Source organism: Mycobacterium sp. D16Q13, assembly GCF_002013375.1.
In the GTDB taxonomy this organism is placed as follows: domain Bacteria; phylum Actinomycetota; class Actinomycetes; order Mycobacteriales; family Mycobacteriaceae; genus Mycobacterium.
In genome coordinates this window covers 42,220-59,145 of the sequence record NZ_MAEW01000011.1, presented here as the reverse complement: position 1 = coordinate 59,145, position 16,926 = coordinate 42,220, and the positions used below count along the sequence as shown (strand labels likewise).

The window sequence follows — 16,926 nt, the reverse complement described above, 5'->3', positions numbered from 1 at the left end:
GCCTGGACCTAGTTCAGGCTATCGGCGTTGAAGGTGTCGCAGGTGCGGAAGTCGCCGGTGTTGTATCCCTGGGTGAACCACCGCTGGCGCTGCTCGGACGAGCCATGCGACCACGCCTCGGGGTTGACGCGTCCGGTGGCTCGCTTCTGGATCCGGTCATCGCCCACCGAGGATGCGGCCGACAATGCGTCCCGAATGTCCTGTTCTGTCAACGGTTTCAGGAACGGGACGCCGGTTCCTTCCTGGACAGTGGTCGACGCGTGCTTCGCCCAGACGCCCGCGTAGCAGTCGGCCTGCAATTCGGTGCACACGCCGCCGCCCGCCTGGCCCTCGGCGCAGCGGTGATTCTTGCCGAGCACGCCGAACAGGTTCTGTACGTGATGGCCGAACTCATGGGCCACCACGTACTCCTGTGCCAAGGGGCCGCCGCTGGATCCGAACTGGTCGACCAGCACCTGGAAGAAGCTGGTATCGAAGTACGCGGTCCGGTCGGCGGGGCAGTAGAAGGGGCCAACCTCCGTGGAGGCGGCACCGCATCCGGTGTTCACCTGACCGCTGAACAGTTTGACGCCCGGCCGCGGGTACTTCGGCCCGAGGATCTGCGTCCAGACGGCGTCCACCGAGTTCCCGGTGGCGATGATGCGGCAGTCCAATGACTTGTTCGCGTCGGCACCGGTTTTGCAGTGACTGAAGTCCTGCGTCTGTTCCTGCGCGGGGCCCGCCTGCTGCTGGCCCTGTTGCTGCAGGACCTGGCTCGGGTCGCCGCCGAGCAGCATGACCACCACCGCGATCAGCAACCCGCCGACGCCACCGCCGATGGCCATCTTGGGGCCGCGGCCCATGCCACCGCCCGAGGTGGTGCTGGTGTCGATCTGCATGCCTTCGTTGAAGGTCATTGGTCAGTCACTCCCATGTCGTGTCTCTGCCGCTCAGCTATCGGCCGCTGTCGGCTGCCGATACCTTTGCATACTCCACGGACGGGCGTATCGCTACATGGCGAAGAGTTCATGTCCGGCCCGGGACTTTCCGGCGGGGCCTTCGCCTCCGGAGCGCTGATCCGCATTACGATTCGATGCGTGGCCGTTGACGTCGCCCTGCCGACCGTCGTCCGCACGCCGTTGGGGGACTTGCGTGGAACCACCGAAGGCGGTGTTTCTGTCTGGCGCGGAGTGCCCTATGCGCGACAGCCAGTCGACCAGCTTCGATTCCTGGCTCCCGTCCCGCTGGAACCCTGGGACGGGGTGCGTGACGCCATCGAACATGCGCCGTTGCCGCCGCAAGGCAAATCGTTTGTGGGCGCCGGCCGCGATGACCCCAAGATTCGCGGCGAAGACTGTCTGACCGTCACGGTCTGGTCGCCGGACATCCACGCCAACCTGCCTGTCATGGTCTGGATCCCGGGCGGGGCTTTTGTCTTCGGCGCCGGGCAGCTGGAGTTGTACAGCGGCGCGCGCCTTGCCGCCAACGGCAATGTCGTCGTCGTCAACGTCACCTACCGGATCGGGGCACTGGGCGGACTGGAGCTCAGCGCCCTGGGAGAGGGTTTCGACGACAACCTGGCGCTGCGGGACCAGATCGCGGCGCTGAGATGGGTGCGCGACAACATCGCGGCCTTCGGCGGGGACCCCGACCGGGTCACCATTTTCGGCGAGTCAGCGGGGGCGACATCGGTGCTGGCACTGCTGGCGAGTCCAGCAGCGGCAGGACTGTTCGGGCGTGCCATCGCACAGAGTCCCGCGTTGCCGCTCATCGCCGACAAGGCCCTGCGTGACCGGCGGGCGCACCGATACATGGAGCTGCTCGACGTCACCGATCCCAGTCGGCTCAAGGTGTTGCCACAGCGGGAACTGCGCCGCGGTGCGGCCAAACTGCAGATCGAAAGCGCCACCGATACGCCGATCCTCGGATATGGCCTGACGCACGGAACAGACCTGCTGCCGCATCACCCCATCGAGGCGGCGCGGCGCGGCGAGGTGCACCAGGTGCCGCTCATCATCGGGTCTAACAGCCATGAGGCGTCGATGTTCGCGCGGGTAAAACCGCCGATGCTGCCCACCACCGAGCCGACCGTGAACGGCTACTTCAATCGGGTGGGGCCGGAGTATCAAGACGCGATCATCGCCGCGTACCCGCGGTACCCGAGCCGTTCGGCCCTGGTGGCGGTGGGCTCAGACGCCATGTTCGCCGCACCCATGTGGGCGTTCGCCGATGCCTACAGTGCCTTCGTCGACACGTATATGTACCGGTTCGACCACACCGCGTGGGGGCTCAAGCTCCTCGGCCTGGGCGCCACCCACGGCAGTGAGATCGTGCATGTCCAGCACAGTTATGGATCATTTGTGGGGATGCTGCTGAGCCCGCTCGGGGCACGGATGATGCCCTCGGTGGGGCGCCGCATGCAGCGGGCCTGGCTGGACTTCGCCACGGGAGACGGGCCGGACGACTGGCCGACCTATGGGGCAGACGGTCGGCGCACGCGGATCATCCGGTCTCGCTCCGACGTCACCATCGAGGACCCGGACTCGGCGCGCCGTACCGCCTGGGCCCAGGTGCACTGAGTCTCGACGCGGCGCCCCGGCAGGGCAAGGAACGCGGGCCGCTAGGCTCAAACCTCTAAACACTGGCCTTTTTGTATAACAAGCACTGTCGAAGGGATCTTTTGTGCTGCGCACTCACGACGCGGGTACGTTGCGGGAGTCGGACGCCGGACAGCGCGTGACGCTTGCCGGCTGGGTGGCTCGACGGCGCGATCACGGCGGCGTCATCTTCATTGACCTGCGTGATGCCTCCGGCGTGTCCCAGGTGGTGTTCCGTGATGACGCGGTGCTCGAACAGGCCCATCGGTTGCGCGCCGAATTCTGCGTCAAGGTCACCGGTGTGGTCGAGGTCCGGCCCGAGGGCAACGCCAACGCCGAAATCCCGACCGGCCACATCGAGGTGAATGCGGCCGAGCTCATCGTGCTCAACGAGAGCGCGCCGCTGCCCTTCCAGCTGGATGAGACCGCGGGTGAAGAAGCGCGCCTGAAGTACCGGTACCTGGATCTGCGCCGCGAGGGTCCGGGCAACGCAATCAGGTTGCGCTCCAAGGTAAGCGCCGCGGCGCGCAGCGTGCTGGCCCGCCATGATTTCGTTGAGGTAGAGACTCCGACGCTGACGCGCTCGACTCCGGAGGGCGCGCGCGACTTCCTGGTGCCAGCCCGTCTGCAGCCGGGCAGCTTCTATGCGCTGCCGCAGAGCCCGCAGCTGTTCAAGCAGCTGCTCATGGTCGCGGGTATGGAGCGGTACTACCAGATCGCGCGGTGCTACCGGGACGAGGATTTCCGCGCCGACCGGCAGCCCGAGTTCACCCAGCTCGATATCGAGATGAGCTTCGTGGACCAGGACGATGTCATCGCGCTCGCCGAGGAGCTTCTCGTCGCGCTGTGGGACCTGATCGGATATCACGTGCCCACACCCATCGCGCGGATCACCTACGCCGAGGCGATGCGCCGCTATGGCAGCGATAAGCCGGACCTGCGGTTCGGCCTCGAGCTGGTGGAATGCACGGAGTACTTCTCGGACACCAGCTTCCGGGTGTTCCAGGCGCCCTATGTGGGGGCGGTGGTGATGCCGGGCGGCGCCGATCAGCCGCGCCGGACCCTGGACGGCTGGCAGGAATTCGCCAAACAGCGCGGACACAAGGGCCTGGCCTACGTGCTGGTGGGGGAGGACGGCACCCTGGGCGGGCCTGTCGCCAAGAACCTCACCGACGCCGAACGCGATGGGCTGGCAGCGCATGTCGGCGCCAGCCCGGGTGACTGCATCTTCTTCTCCGCCGGTGCTGTCAAATCCTCGCGGGCGCTGCTGGGTTCGGTGCGCGGCGAGATCGCCCAGCGCCTCGACTTGATCGCCCCCGACGCCTGGGCATTCGCCTGGGTGGTGGACGCGCCGATGTTCGAGCCCGCCGACGACGCCACCGCCGCCGGTGACGTGGCGGTTGGCTCCGGTGCCTGGACCGCGGTGCATCACGCCTTCACCTCACCGAAGCCGGAGTCGGAGAACACCTTCGACAACGATCCGGGATCGGCACTCGCCTACGCCTACGACATCGTGTGCAACGGGCACGAGATCGGTGGCGGATCAATCCGTATCCATCGCCGTGATGTCCAGGAACGTGTGTTCAAGGTCATGGGCATCAGTAACGAAGAGGCCCAGGACAAGTTCGGATTCCTGCTGGACGCCTTCGCGTTCGGTGCACCGCCCCATGGGGGCATCGCCTTCGGCTGGGACCGGGTGACCGCATTGCTCGCGGGTACCCCGTCCATCCGCGAAGTCATCGCCTTCCCGAAGTCCGGCGGCGGTGTGGATCCGCTCACGGATGCCCCGGCGCCGATCACCCCGGCGCAGCGCAAGGAGTCCGGAATCGACGCGAAACCCGATAAGGCCGATAAGCCGGGTAAGCCGGACGCGTAGCGCACGTGCTGCACGTCCGGGTCATCGCGCCCGCCGATCTCTCCGATCAGGTGGTGGAGTTCCTCTCTACCACAACGGGGGTCGCACATATCGTGCGTGTGCCCGGGGCGGCGATCAGCCCGGAGGGTGATGTGATTACCGCCGACGTGGCTCGCGAGACGGCCAACGATGTGCTCGACGGACTCAAGGCGATCGATATCGACAGGCGGGGATCGATCACCGCGGAAGTACTCGACACCGTGATCTCGCAGACCGCCTATGAGGCCGAGGACGACGCCGAAGGCGACCCCGCCGATGCCGTCATCTGGGATGAACTGATCGGGCGCACCCGCGAAGAATCTGCCCTCAACCTGACGTTCCTGGCCTTCCTGTGCCTGGCCTGCCTGATCGCCGCGGTTGGCGTGGTCACCGATTCACCGGTCACCATCGTCGGTGCCATGGTGGTGGGACCCGAGTTCGGTCCGCTTGCCGCCCTGGCGGTTTCGATCGTGCGGCGAAAATGGTCGCTGGCGCGCCGGTCGCTGCTGGCATTGGTGGTGGGATTCCCGGTGGCGATGGCGGTGACTGCCATCGGGGCGCTGGCGGCCGAGGGCGCCGGGTGGGTCACGTTGAAGAGTGTGCGTGAGCTGCAGCAGGTCGACTTCATATTCCAGGTGGGGCCGTTCTCGTTGGTGGTCGCGTTGTTGGCGGGCGCGGCCGGCATGCTGTCGTTGATGTCCGCGAAATCGGCGGCGCTGGTAGGGGTGTTCATCTCGGTGACCACCGTGCCGGCCGCGGGATTCGCGGTGGTCGCCGCGACTGTGGGGGAATGGGAAATCGCCGGACTGTCGGCGCTGCAGCTGGCGGTCAACCTTTTCGGCATTGTCCTGGCCGGGGTGTTGGTCCTGATGGTGCGACCGCGCGGGCTGCGCTAGGCGATATCTCCGATATCGGCGACCCGCTGATCGAACTCCTCGTCGGGGTCGTCATGAGCCAACGCGGGATCGCCGTATTCATAGGGCCGTGAGACGAACACAGTGCCCATGCCGATTTCTCGTGCGGCGCGCAGGTCATACGGATGTGCGGCCACCATCGCAGCGTCTCCGGGTGCGATACCGAGGTAGCCGAGCGCGCGCCGGTACACCACCGGATCCGGTTTGAAGCTGCCGAACACCTCCGCGGTGAGCACTGCGTCCCAGGAAATGCCCAGGCGTTTGAACAGATTCACCATGGTGGCCATATCGGTGTTGGACAGGGTGGCCACGACGGCCTGTGAACGCAGCCCCGACAGCCCAGCGGGTACATCCGGCCATGGCAGCAGGCGCTGCCAGCTGGACGCGACGAGCTCGGCGGTCGCAACGTCCGGACGCGGCAGCCCGAACATCTCGCAGATATCCGCGAAGCCGAGCGCGTAGAGATCCTGCACCCGTGTCCAGTCATCCACGGACTGAGCCAGATGTGCGACGCGGTCGAAATAGTCCGCGCGCCAGGCACGCGTGAAATCGGCCGCATCGATGCTGGGAGCGTGCGCGGCCACCGCGTGTGACACGGGCTCGAAGAAATCCAGCAGCGTGCCCTGCACGTCGAACAGGTATGCCTTGTACCGCAACGTGCCTCCGCTCAGTAGGTGCTCTTGGGTGGATCGGTGCGGGTGATGCCGGTGACCTCGATGACGGGAATGGACGACGGGCCGCGGTAGCTCTGACCGCCCGGCACAATGCCGGTCGCCGAGATCCAGGTGTTCTCCGGAAGCGCCGATGCCGACGCGGCCGCCGGGCCCGTCATATGCAACCGCGCCAGCTGGGCATCCGCGGCGCAACACACGATGACGATCTTGGCCAGGTCGGTGTGCTCGCCCTCTTTGAACGTGAACCCGGTGACGGTGATGGTGCGGCCGCTTAGCGTGTCCGAGGAACCTGCGGCGATGCGCATCAGGACCTCCGGCAGTGGCACCGATGGCGCCTCACCGGGTGGCAGTGGGGGGAAGGCCCGCCGGGGCGTGTTGGCCGATGCGCCGATGTTGGCCGGCGCGATGGAACGAGCGCTGAGGGCAGGGGGCACGATGAAGATGAGCAGAACGATCGGCAGCACCAAAAACCATGTGGCGCCGTGTTTGTGGGTGTGACCTCCGTGGCCGTCGTGCTCATCGTCATGGTCTGTGTGGCCGCGGCGCACATCGCGGATGATCGCTGCCAGACCGAGCCCGATCACGATGACCGCAGAACCGGCGAGCCACGGCAGCAGTCCGGGCTTGACGTAGCGAGTGAAAGTTCCGGTCACCGCGATCATGGCCACGCTGACCCCCAGCAGGATCAGCAGCGTGTTCTCCGTGTCGCGCCTCATGAGGTCCCCAGCACCGCCAGTCCGACACCCGTCGCGACGACGGTGGCGACCACGAATGTCAGCGGCGAGAACCGGGCCGCGAAGGGCCGTCCGAACATGCCCGACTGCATCGCGATGAGCTTCACGTCGACGGCCGGACCGACCACGAGGAAGACCAGCCGCGGAATCAGCGGCATCATCGTGATGCTCGCGGCGACGAAAGCGTCGGCTTCCGAGCACAGCGCGAGCACCACGGCAAGCAGCGCCATGGTCACCACACCCACCACGAGATTGCCCGCCAGATGCTCGAACACCCAGGCCGGAACCAGCACGTGCAAGGCCGCCGCGGCCACCGCGCCGATCGCCAGGTACGAGGCCGCCTGCAGAAAGTCGTGCCGGGCCGCCTCGGTGAATGTCGTCCAGCGGGAAGAGGATCCGGCGTGCGCGACGGGCAGCGTGCGGGTGACCCAGCTGTCCCGTCCCCACCGGGACCACGCCATGCCCATCACCATGGCGGTCAGCAGGGAGGCCACCGCGCGCGCCAGCACCATCTTTGGCTGGCCCGGGAAGGCGACCGCGGTAGCGACCAGTACCACCGGGTTGATCGCCGGCGCCGACAACATGAAGGTGAGTGCGGCAGCACCGACGGATCCTGGTCCGTACAGCCGGCGCGCCACCGGAACCGAACCGCATTCACAGCCGGGCAGTGCCGCACCGCTCACACCCGCCACCGCCACCGCGGCGACTGATCGGTTCGGTAGCCACCGCGCCAGCCGTTCTGGGGTGACGAACGTCGCGACGAGCCCACTCACGATCACCCCGAGCGCAAGGAACGGGACAGCCTGGACGAACACCCCACAGAACACGGTCCCGGCGGTCGCCAGCTTCTCGTTACCATCGACAATCCCGCGTAACCAGCTCGCGGCCAGGGCCATCGCGATGAGCGCCACCACCAGGATCTCGGTCGAACCGAACCACCGTCGGGACGAAGAGGCGGCGACCGTCATCCAGCCATCCTGTCAGCGGAACCTGAGAACGCGGCGCAGCAGTGGCACTCTGGTGAGGTGACCGATGACACACCTTTCAATGAACAGCCCGCCGCAGTGATCAACGAATTCAATGACGGCATCACTCAGGAGTTCCGTGCCAACGGCGGAGAGGTCGGCGGACAGTTCGCCGGTGTACCGATTCTGCTCCTGACCAACACCGGTGCCAAGAGTGGGCAGCAGCGTCTGAATCCGCTGGCCTACTTCGATATCGATGAGAAGATCTACATCGTCGGCTCATTCGGCGGTGCCGACAAGGACCCTGCCTGGGTGCACAACCTGCGCGCACATCCACATGCGCATATCGACATCGGAACCGGCGGTTATGACGTGATCGCCCACGAGCTTTCGCTTGGCGAGCGCGACGCGTTGTATCCGAAGGTCGTCGAGCAAGTTCCCGTGTTCGCTGACTACCAGGAGAAGACCGACCGGGCGATCCCGATCTTCGAGCTGCGTCGCCGTTAGTCGAGGAACCTGCGTGCCAGCGTCTTCGGCGCCTGGCACAGCCAGGCTTCGGTGATCAGTTCGGTGAGGTCCGGCGGCGAAATGGCCTCCAACCGGGCGAGCACGATCGGGTAACCGTCGAAATGTGGCGTGGTGAAGTAGACGTTCGGTTCCTCGGCGATCAACGCGTGTTTGACGCCCTCATCGCCGACGCGGGCGCCCAGTATGTCGCCGTCGGGGGCCGAATCTCCCAGTGCTGCCAGATCACTCTTCCGCAACGGCCGTTCCCAGACGAACAGTTTTTTGCGCACCTTCCACACGCGTGGGGCGGTTTCGAGCGCCTCGGGGAGCGCCGATGCGACGCCTGTTACGTCCTCCCAGGTGGCCACCGGTTCATTGTGCCCTGAATCGCAGGCCATGCGGGTGAGGCCAGGTTATGGTGGGATCAGCCGATGGGCATCAAGGTGGCGCTGGAGCACCGGACCAGCTACGTATTCGACAGACTCGTGCAGGTGCATCCGCACGAGATTCGATTGCGCCCCGCTCCGCACACCCGAACCCCCATCGAGGCCTACTCGTTGCGTATCGCACCTGACGATCACTTCATCAACTGGCAACAGGATGCCTTTGGTAATTTCCTTGCCCGCGTGGTGTTTCCGAAGCGGACCCGACGGCTATCGATCACCGTCGGACTCATCGCGGATCTGAAATCGGTCAATCCGTTCGACTTTTTCATCGAGGAGTGGGCCGAGCACGTCGGGTTTGTCTATCCGGCCGCGTTGGCGGCGGACCTGGAGCCCTATCTCAAACTGGTGGATGAATCCGTGCCGGGTTCGGGTCCCGGTGAACTGGTTCAGGCCTGGGTGGCCAACTTCACGATGGCACCGAACACACGCATCATCGATTACCTCGTCACGCTCAACCAGGCGCTGTGCTCGGATGTCGGTTATGCGGTGAGGTTGGAGCCCGGTGTTCAGAGCCCCGACACGACGCTGGCAGTGGGTATCGGCTCCTGCCGTGACACCGCCTGGTTGCTGGTGTCCATCCTGCGGCAGAAGGGGCTTGCCGCCCGCTTCGTGTCTGGATATCTGGTGCAACTGACCTCGGACATCGTCGAAATCGACGGTCCCTCAGGGCCGGTCGCGGACTTCACCGACCTGCATGCCTGGGCCGAGGTATACATTCCCGGTGCCGGATGGGTCGGGCTTGATCCCACGTCGGGGCTGCTCGCCGGTGAGGGGCATATTCCGCTCTCGGCGACTCCGCATCCGTCGACGTCTGCCGCCATCTCCGGGGCAACCGATGTGTGCGAGTCCACCCTCGATTTCTCCAACACCGTCACCCGTGTGCACGAAGATCCACGAGTCACGCTGCCGTACACGGCGTCGGTGTGGGAGGCCGTCACCGCGTTGGGTGCGGAGATCGACACTCGGCTCGATACCGCCGAGGTGGGGTTGACGATGGGTGGCGAGCCGACATTCGTGTCGATCGACGACCAGGTTGCCGAGGAGTGGACCACCGCGGCCGACGGGCCACAGAAGCGGGTACGTGCCTCCGATCTGGCCGCCCGGCTCAAAGCGCTCTGGGCGCCAGCAGGTTTGGTACAGCGCAGCCAGGGAAAGTGGTACCCCGGCGAACCTCTGCCGCGGTGGCAGATTGGTTTGCAGTGGAGGCGCGACGGCCAGGCACTGTGGTCTGACCCCGAACTGCTCGCAGACCCGTGGGCCGAGGATCGTCAGTGGTCTACCCCCGAGGGCGCCGACCGCGCGCTGCTGCACGCTCTGGCGGGTGATCTCGGGCTGCCCGAGAGCCAGGTACGCGCGGTGTACGAGGATCCGCTGAGTCAACTCGCCGCATCCGTTCGGCGTCCCGAGGGCGATCCGGTCGAGGCAGCCGATGACCCGGCACCGCAGGAAGACTCGGAAGATCGACGGTCAGAACTGCTGACCCGTCTGGACGAGCAGGTGACCGGGCCGGCCGCGTACTTGCTGCCCCTGCACCGCGGGGAGGACGGCGGCCGCTGGGAGAGCGCCGACTGGACACTGCGCCGCGGACGGATTGTCCTGACGCAGGGATCGTCCCCGGCGGGGCTCCGGCTCCCACTTGATTCCATCTCCTGGCAGCCGGCACCGCACCCCACCGAGGCTGACCCGCTCGGTGTCACCGCGGAGCTCGGCGCACAACGGGCCGGCGCGGACGCCGTTGTGGTGCCCGCTGACGGAGCACCCCCCACTGCCCTGGTCGCCGAGATTCGCGACGGGCTGCTGTATCTGTTCCTGCCGCCGGTGCAAAGCCTCGACGACTTCGTGGATCTCATCGCGCGCGTCGAGGCCGCCGTCACCTGCCCGCTGGTGATCGAAGGGTATGGACCGCCGCCGGACCCCCGGCTGGAAGTCATGAGTGTCACTCCCGATCCGGGGGTCATCGAGGTCAACGTGACCCCCACCGGGAGTTTCGCCGAACAGTCCCGCCAGCTGCAGGCGCTGTACGAGGAGGCACGCAAGGCGCGGCTGACCACCGAATCGTTCGACGTGGATGGCACCCACACCGGGACCGGCGGGGGTAACCACATCACACTCGGGGGCCGGACCCCGGCGACCTCACCCTTGCTGCGCCGCCCCGATCTGCTGGTGTCGCTGCTGACCTACTGGCAGCATCATCCCGCGTTGTCCTACCTGTTCTCGGGACGGTTCGTCGGCACCACATCGCAGGCCCCTCGCGTCGACGAAGGTCGAGAAGAGGCGTTGTACGAGTTGGAGATCGCCTTCGCGGAGATCGACAGATTGACGAAGGCGCCCGATCGCGATCCTTCCGAGCATCCTGCTCCGTGGCATGTCGACCGGGCGCTGCGGCATTTGCTCACCGATATCACCGGGAACACTCACCGGGCGGAGTTTTGTATCGACAAGCTGTACAGCCCCGACAGCGCCCGCGGGCGTCTGGGCCTGCTGGAGCTGCGTGGATTCGAGATGCCGCCGCATTTCCAGATGGCCATGGTCCAGTCGCTGCTGGTGCGCGCACTGGTCGCCAGGTTCTGGGAGCAACCGCTGCGCGCACCGCTGATCCGTCATGGCGCGAATCTGCATGGCCGTTACCTGTTGCCGCACTTCATTATTCATGATATTGCTCAGGTTGCCGCCGAGCTGCGTGCGCATGGCATCGCCTTTGAAACCAGCTGGCTCGATCCGTTCACCGAGTTCCGGTTCCCCCGGATCGGCACCGCGGTGTTCGACGGTATCGAGATTGAACTGCGCGGGGCCATCGAACCGTGGCGGGTGTTGGGAGAGGAGGCAACCGCCGGAGGTGCCGCGCGATACGTGGATTCCTCGATTGAGCGTGTGCAGGTGCGAGTCATCGGAGCCGATCGTTCCCGGTACGTCGTCACCTGCAATGGTGAGCCCATCCCGCTGCTCTCGACCGCCAACCCGGACGTTCAGGTAGCCGGCGTCCGATACCGGGCGTGGCAGCCGCCCAGCGCGCTGCATCCGAGCATCACCGTCGACGACCCGCTGCGTTTCGAGCTCATCGACACTGCCAACGCGTTGTCTCGCGGCGGCTGTACGTACCACGTATCGCACCCGGGTGGCCGGTCCTATGACGACCCTCCCGTCAACGCGGTGGCCGCCGAGGCACGCCGTGGGAGGCGCTTCGATGCCACCGGTTACACCACCGGGCACGTTGATTTGTCAGACTTGCGCGAGAAACAAGCCCGCATGTCTACCGATGCCGTGGCGCCCGGCATCCTGGATCTACGCCGTGCGAGAACGGTGGGACGCAGGTAGGCGGTCGATAGGGCGTAGAAACGGCAGCGTAACGGGAAGGAAGGTACGACCGGTGGTAGCACCTGCTTCGGGGGCTCCCGTCGGACCCGACTTCTCTGTGGCCGATAACCCGCTGATCGCGCAGTACCGCAGCATTCGTGCCCAGGGAGCACTGTTCGAGGTCGGCCGACGGGGCAGCCAGGCGGGTTACGACGAGTTCCTGGCACCTGATGGCAGCGTTCGCCCGGCCTGGACCGACCTGGCCGACGCCATCGCGCAGCGTGGCCGTCCTGGTTTGGATCGTCTGCTCGATCGCGTCCGCACTCTTGTCGACAGCGACGGCATCACCTACATGGATCCCGGACGCGTCTCGGTATCGACGCCCGCACCCGATGCGCCCACTCATCCGGTCCCGTGGCGTCTGGATGGGCTCCCGCTGCTCCTCGACTCTGCCGACTGGGACGTACTGGAGGTCGGGCTGACGCAGCGGGCCACGCTGCTGGACGCCATCCTCAGCGACCTGTACGGGCCGCAGGAGTTGATCAGCTCCGGTGCGCTGCCGCCACAGCTGCTCTTCGCACATCCGGGATATGTGCGCGCGGCGCACGGCATGGCCTTGCCCGGCAGGCATCAGCTGTTCCTGCTCGGCTGTGATGTCGGCCGCACCGGCGCCGGCGAGTTTCGGGTGAATGCCGACTGGACGCAGGCGCCATCGGGTGCCGGGTACGCGATGGCGGACCGCCGCGTGGTGGCCCACGCCGCTCCTGATCTCTACGAGAAGATGGCGCCGAGGCCGACCTCGTCGTTCGCGCAGACACTTCGCCTGGCGCTTATCGATGTCGCGCCGGAGTCGGTCGAGGATCCGTCGGTGGTGGTGCTCAGTCCCGGTATCCACTCGGAGACATCCTTCGATCAGGCGTACCTCGCGTCGGTACTGGGTTTTCCGCTGGTCGAGTCCGCCGATCTGGTGGTGCGCGACGGCAAGCTGTGGATGCGGTCACTGGGCACCCTGCGCCGGGTGGACGTGGTGTTGCGCAGAGTCGACGCCGGCTACTCCGATCCGCTGGATCTGCGGGCCGACTCACGACTGGGAGTCGTCGGCTTGGTCGAGGTACTTCGCCGGGGCGCGGTGACCGTCGTCAACTCGCTGGGCAGCGGGGTGTTGGAGAATCCGGGCCTGGCTCGTTTCCTGCCGGAGCTATCGCGGCGGCTGCTCGATGAGCCGCTCGCCTTGTCCGGAGGTCAAACCTGGTGGGGCGGCATCGACGCGGAACGATCGCATCTGCTCGCGAATCTTGGCTCGCTGCTGGTCAAATCAACAGTGGGGGAAGAGGTTTACACCGGACCATTGCAGTCGGCGCAGACACTGGAGACCTTGCGGGCACGCGTCGAGGCGGCGCCCTGGTGCTGGATTGGTCAGGAACTTCCCGAACTGTCGGTGGCTCCCACATATCTGCGCTCGGGTGCTCTGACCGCAGCGCCGATCGGTATGCGACTGTTCACGGTGGCGCAGCGCGGCGGGTACGCGCCGATGATCGGTGGTCTCGGATACGTCGGCGCTTCCGGAAACTCAGGATCGACGCTCAACAGTATTGCCGCCAAGGATATTTGGGTTCAACAGCCAGATCGCGATCAGACCGAGCGAGCCCTGACCGTGGCCTCGCTGGATCTGCCCGCTGGTCGCCTGGCGGGCGCTGACGCGGTCAGCTCACCGCGTGTGTTGTCCGATCTGTTCTGGCTGGGGCGGTACGGAGAGCGCGCGGAGAATCTGGTCCGGCTGTTGTCCGTCACCCGGGAACGGTTCCACGAGTACCGGTATCGGCAGTTCATGGAGGCCAGTGAATGCGTCCCGGTGCTGTTGAAGGCACTTGGCGACATCACCGGCACCGACACCAGTTCCGAGGATCTGGGAACACAGCTGTGGTCGTTGACGGTGGACAAGGAGCGGGTCGGGTCCCTGGCGCAATCGGTCGAGCGGCTGGGTCTGGCGGCTCGCGCTGTTCGAGATCAGATGTCCAATGACACCTGGATGGTGCTCGGCGGCATGGATCGCGCCATCGTGACCGCGGCGGCCGAGTACGACGAGAGCGCGCGGTCCGGCGGCAGCCCCACCCGTGCGGACGACACGGTGCTTGCCGCCACCCAAACTCAGGTATTGGCAGGGCTTCTCGCGCTGGCGGGGCTGGCGGCGGAATCGACGGTGCACGATATCGGTTGGACGATCATGGATATCGGTAAGCGCATCGAACGGGGCCTCGGCCTGACAGCCCTGCTGCGTTCCACACTCACGACGGTCCGCTGCCGCGCGGCCGAGCAGTCCGTGACCGAGTCGACGTTGGTGGCGTGCGAGTCTTCGGTGATGTACCGCCGCCGCACCCGGGGCAAGATCAGCCTGGAGGCCGTTGCCGACCTGCTGCTGTTCGATGCCGTCAATCCGAGATCCCTGCTGTATCAGGTGGAGTCGCTACGCACCGACCTCAAGTCGTTGCCGAGTGCCTCGGGAACCTCACGTCCGGAGCGGTTGGTGGAGGACTTGGTGACGCAGCTGCGCCGGATCGATCCGGCTGATCTGGACGCTGCGGGCGACGATGGGCAGCGCGACACACTCGCGGACACCCTCGACAACGTCCATCAGGCGTTGCGCGAATTGTCCTCGGTGGTCACCAAGACGCACCTGTCCATGCCGACCGGTATGCAGCCACTGTGGGGCCCTGACCCGGGGCGGAGATTGCCGTGACCGATGGTCTTCGCGCGGGCGGTTCATCCGTGATCCGGTACCAGGTCACGCACCGAACCCTGTACAAATACTCCGACGATGTCACCAGTTCCTATGGGCGCGGCTACCTCACGCCGCGCGACACCGACTGGCAGCATTGTGAATCGAATGAACTGATCGTAGAACCGGAGCCCTCGGACAGCTCCACCGGCAGGGACGTGTACGGAAACCTCAGCTCGTACTTCCACGTCACCACGCCGCACCGGGAGCTCAGCGTTACCGCCCGCTCGATCGTTGACGTCAGCATCCCACCGCTCCCTGCGGCGGGGTGGGAGCAGGCGTGGGAGCTGGCTCGCCCGGCATTCGGGGACGCGACCGGGGCCGGCGCACTGGCTGCCGAGTTCGTGCTGGACTTGGTGCCCCCCGAGATCACCGATGATGTACGCGCCTACGCCGCAGTGAGTTTCACCGCGGGACGGCCACTCGGGGAGGCGGTCGTGGACCTGATGGGCCGGATCTATCGTGACTTCCAGTACCGCTCGGGGTCCACCACCATTTCCACCAAGGTCAGCGAAGTGCTGGCTGCGGGGGAGGGAGTTTGTCAGGACTTCGCCCGCATCGCGGCGACGGCACTGCGCACCCAGGGGCTTGCGGCGCGCTATGTGTCCGGTTACCTGGCCACGAATCCGCCGCCCGGGCAGCCGCGCCTGGTTGGCGCCGACGCCACCCATGCGTGGGCAGCGGTGTGGGTCCCGCCCGACGGATGGGTCGCGTTCGACCCGACGAATGACACGATTGCCGACGAGCGGTATGTCACCGTCGCTTGGGGTCGCGATTACGCCGACGTCCCGCCCTTGCGCGGCATCATCTATACCGATTCCGACAGCAGCACGATCAAGGTGTCGGTGGACGTCGCACCGTGTGAGGAGAGCCCCGCTCATGCGTGACTTCATCTGTCCGCAGTGCGGTCAGCATCTGGCGTTCGAGAACTCGGTCTGCCTGGCCTGCGGAAGTCACGTCGGGTTCTCGCTCGAGGACAAGGCCCTGCTGGTCATCGCCCAGGACGACGGGCCCGGGTTCGTCGACTCCGAGAATCATCACCTGTGTGCGAATCTGCATGTAGCCGAATGCAATTGGCTGGTGGATGGTACCGGTACGGATACGTTGTGTGCGTCCTGCGTGCTCACGCGCACTCGGCCCAGCGATTCTGACGGAACGGCCTTGCCGGCATTCGCCGACGCAGAGAAGGCGAAGCGCCGGCTCATCGCTGAGCTCGCCGAGCTGCGACTACCGGTGACGGGGCGAGACGTCGACCCCGAGTTCGGACTGGCCTTCGATCTGCTGTCCAGTAAAGAACAGCAGGTGATGACGGGGCATCACAACGGGGTGATCACACTGGATCTCGCCGAGGGCGATGACGTGCACCGCGAGCAGCTTCGCATCTCGATGGATGAGCCGTATCGCACACTGCTCGGCCATTTCCGTCACGAGATTGGGCACTACTTCTATTACCGACTCGTCGAAACCACGCCGGATCATGTGGAGAGGTTCCGCGCACTATTCGGCGATCCAAATGCCGACTACCAGGCGGCCCTTGACCGGCATTATCAGCAGGGGGTGCCGGAAGGCTGGGAGGCGAGTTTCGTTTCCTCCTACGCCACCATGCATCCCGCCGAGGATTGGGCGGAGACCTTCGCGCACTACCTGCATGTCCGCGATACGTTGGACACTGCCGCTGCCTTCGCCCTGGCGCCCGCCGGCGGCACCTTCGATCGCAGGGTGCTGGGCCCCAGCGGATTCGACACCATCATCGAGATGTGGCTGCCCCTGGCCTGGTCGCTGAACATGGTCAACCGCTCCATGGGGCGCGACGATCTGTATCCGTTCGTGCTGCCCGGTCCGGTGCTGGAGAAGATGCGACTGATCCACGAGATCGTCACCGCCGTGGGGGAGCCCGCAACCGGATAGTTACCCGCCCGGGGTGGCGAATACGAACAGAGCCATGAAGGCCACATTGATGAAGAAGGTGGCTTCGACCAGGCTGACGGTGATGAAAAACGGTGTGAATAGCCGGTTCTGAGATTCCGGCTGGCGGGCTACCCCGGCGATGAGCTGTGCTCCCGCCATGCCGTCGCCGATACCCGCGCCGATCGCACCGCCCGCCAGCGTGATGGCTCCGGCCAGTAGCGCGTTGCCCATGAGGAGT

14 protein-coding genes are annotated in these 16,926 nt (G+C 65.9%); 8 read left to right on the top strand and 6 right to left on the bottom strand.

Annotation, left to right across the window (positions count from 1 at the left end; all coding sequences use genetic code 11):
- Nucleotides 1–8: 8 nt before the first annotated feature.
- Nucleotides 9–896 carry a KPN_02809 family neutral zinc metallopeptidase gene (gene ypfJ / locus B4400_RS13265; RefSeq protein ID WP_078310731.1) on the bottom strand — a complete coding sequence of 296 codons (888 nt, stop codon included), beginning with the start codon at nucleotides 894–896 and terminating at the stop codon, nucleotides 9–11.
- A gap of 111 nt (nucleotides 897–1,007) precedes the next feature.
- Between ypfJ and B4400_RS13260 the strand changes: the two genes are divergently transcribed.
- The 3 genes from B4400_RS13260 (at nucleotide 1,008) to B4400_RS13250 (ending at nucleotide 5,366) form a co-directional block, all read left to right on the top strand.
- Nucleotides 1,008–2,558 carry a carboxylesterase/lipase family protein gene (locus B4400_RS13260; RefSeq protein ID WP_286142093.1) on the top strand — a complete coding sequence of 517 codons (1,551 nt, stop codon included), beginning with the start codon at nucleotides 1,008–1,010 and terminating at the stop codon, nucleotides 2,556–2,558.
- 103 nt (nucleotides 2,559–2,661) lie between these two features.
- A complete protein-coding gene (aspS, locus tag B4400_RS13255; protein WP_078310729.1) occupies nucleotides 2,662–4,452 on the top strand; it encodes an aspartate--tRNA ligase in 1,791 nt (596 codons plus the stop codon).
- A gap of 5 nt (nucleotides 4,453–4,457) precedes the next feature.
- Nucleotides 4,458–5,366, top strand: a complete 909-nt coding sequence (locus B4400_RS13250) for a DUF389 domain-containing protein (RefSeq protein WP_078310727.1) — start codon at nucleotides 4,458–4,460, stop codon at nucleotides 5,364–5,366.
- Here the strand turns inward: B4400_RS13250 and B4400_RS13245 are convergent.
- From B4400_RS13245 to B4400_RS13235, 3 genes are read right to left on the bottom strand one after another with little or no spacing between them, the layout of a single operon-like run.
- A complete protein-coding gene (locus tag B4400_RS13245; RefSeq protein ID WP_078310725.1) occupies nucleotides 5,363–6,040 on the bottom strand; it encodes a haloacid dehalogenase type II in 678 nt (225 codons plus the stop codon). The genes B4400_RS13250 and B4400_RS13245 overlap by 4 nt on opposite strands.
- A gap of 11 nt (nucleotides 6,041–6,051) precedes the next feature.
- A complete protein-coding gene (locus tag B4400_RS13240; protein WP_078310722.1) occupies nucleotides 6,052–6,774 on the bottom strand; it encodes a TIGR03943 family putative permease subunit in 723 nt (240 codons plus the stop codon).
- Complete coding sequence (locus tag B4400_RS13235; RefSeq protein WP_078310720.1) at nucleotides 6,771–7,760, bottom strand: permease; 990 nt, start codon at nucleotides 7,758–7,760, stop codon at nucleotides 6,771–6,773. Before B4400_RS13235 ends, B4400_RS13240 begins: the two co-directional genes overlap by 4 nt.
- Nucleotides 7,761–7,817: 57 nt before the next feature.
- On the opposite strand from B4400_RS13235, the gene B4400_RS13230 reads away from it, so the two are divergent.
- Entirely contained in the window at nucleotides 7,818–8,264 is a 447-nt protein-coding gene (locus tag B4400_RS13230; protein ID WP_078310717.1) for a nitroreductase family deazaflavin-dependent oxidoreductase, read from the top strand.
- On the opposite strand, the gene B4400_RS13225 is transcribed toward B4400_RS13230, so the two are convergent.
- The gene (locus tag B4400_RS13225) at nucleotides 8,261–8,632 is read right to left on the bottom strand and encodes an MmcQ/YjbR family DNA-binding protein (RefSeq protein WP_078310882.1); all 372 of its coding nucleotides are present in this window, start codon (nucleotides 8,630–8,632) and stop codon (nucleotides 8,261–8,263) included. The genes B4400_RS13230 and B4400_RS13225 overlap by 4 nt on opposite strands.
- Before the next feature lie 63 nt (nucleotides 8,633–8,695).
- Here B4400_RS13225 and B4400_RS13220 point away from each other — a divergent pair, with 63 nt between their 5' ends.
- From B4400_RS13220 to B4400_RS13205, 4 genes are all read left to right on the top strand, one after another.
- Nucleotides 8,696–12,025, top strand: coding sequence for a transglutaminase family protein (locus B4400_RS13220; RefSeq protein ID WP_078310715.1), 3,330 nt, complete (start codon nucleotides 8,696–8,698; stop codon nucleotides 12,023–12,025).
- Between the two features lie 112 nt (nucleotides 12,026–12,137).
- Nucleotides 12,138–14,741 (top strand): circularly permuted type 2 ATP-grasp protein, encoded by a 2,604-nt coding sequence (locus B4400_RS13215; RefSeq protein ID WP_078310881.1) that lies wholly within the window; start codon nucleotides 12,138–12,140, stop codon nucleotides 14,739–14,741.
- Nucleotides 14,732–15,667 carry a transglutaminase family protein gene (locus tag B4400_RS13210; RefSeq protein ID WP_502688399.1) on the top strand — a complete coding sequence of 312 codons (936 nt, stop codon included), beginning with the start codon at nucleotides 14,732–14,734 and terminating at the stop codon, nucleotides 15,665–15,667. The genes B4400_RS13215 and B4400_RS13210 overlap by 10 nt, the downstream gene beginning before the upstream one ends.
- On the top strand, nucleotides 15,660–16,688 hold the full coding sequence (locus tag B4400_RS13205; RefSeq protein ID WP_078310710.1) for a zinc-binding metallopeptidase family protein: 1,029 nt from the start codon (nucleotides 15,660–15,662) through the stop codon (nucleotides 16,686–16,688). The genes B4400_RS13210 and B4400_RS13205 overlap by 8 nt, the downstream gene beginning before the upstream one ends.
- On the opposite strand, the gene B4400_RS13200 is transcribed toward B4400_RS13205, so the two are convergent.
- On the bottom strand, nucleotides 16,689–16,919 hold the full coding sequence (locus B4400_RS13200; protein WP_499971781.1) for a F0F1 ATP synthase subunit C: 231 nt from the start codon (nucleotides 16,917–16,919) through the stop codon (nucleotides 16,689–16,691).
- Nucleotides 16,920–16,926 lie beyond the last annotated feature (7 nt).

Bases quoted from the DNA above. Each gene is read 5' to 3' on its own strand.
- B4400_RS13200 (WP_499971781.1), bottom strand. From the start codon at position 16,919: ATGGGCAACGCGCTACTGGCCGGAGCCATCACGCTGGCGGGCGGTGCG.
- B4400_RS13205 (WP_078310710.1), top strand. From the start codon at position 15,660: ATGCGTGACTTCATCTGTCCGCAGTGCGGTCAGCATCTGGCGTTCGAG.
- B4400_RS13235 (WP_078310720.1), bottom strand. From the start codon at position 7,760: ATGACGGTCGCCGCCTCTTCGTCCCGACGGTGGTTCGGTTCGACCGAG.
- B4400_RS13220 (WP_078310715.1), top strand. From the start codon at position 8,696: ATGGGCATCAAGGTGGCGCTGGAGCACCGGACCAGCTACGTATTCGAC.
- B4400_RS13240 (WP_078310722.1), bottom strand. From the start codon at position 6,774: ATGAGGCGCGACACGGAGAACACGCTGCTGATCCTGCTGGGGGTCAGC.
- ypfJ (WP_078310731.1), bottom strand. From the start codon at position 896: ATGACCTTCAACGAAGGCATGCAGATCGACACCAGCACCACCTCGGGC.
- B4400_RS13260 (WP_286142093.1), top strand. From the start codon at position 1,008: ATGTCCGGCCCGGGACTTTCCGGCGGGGCCTTCGCCTCCGGAGCGCTG.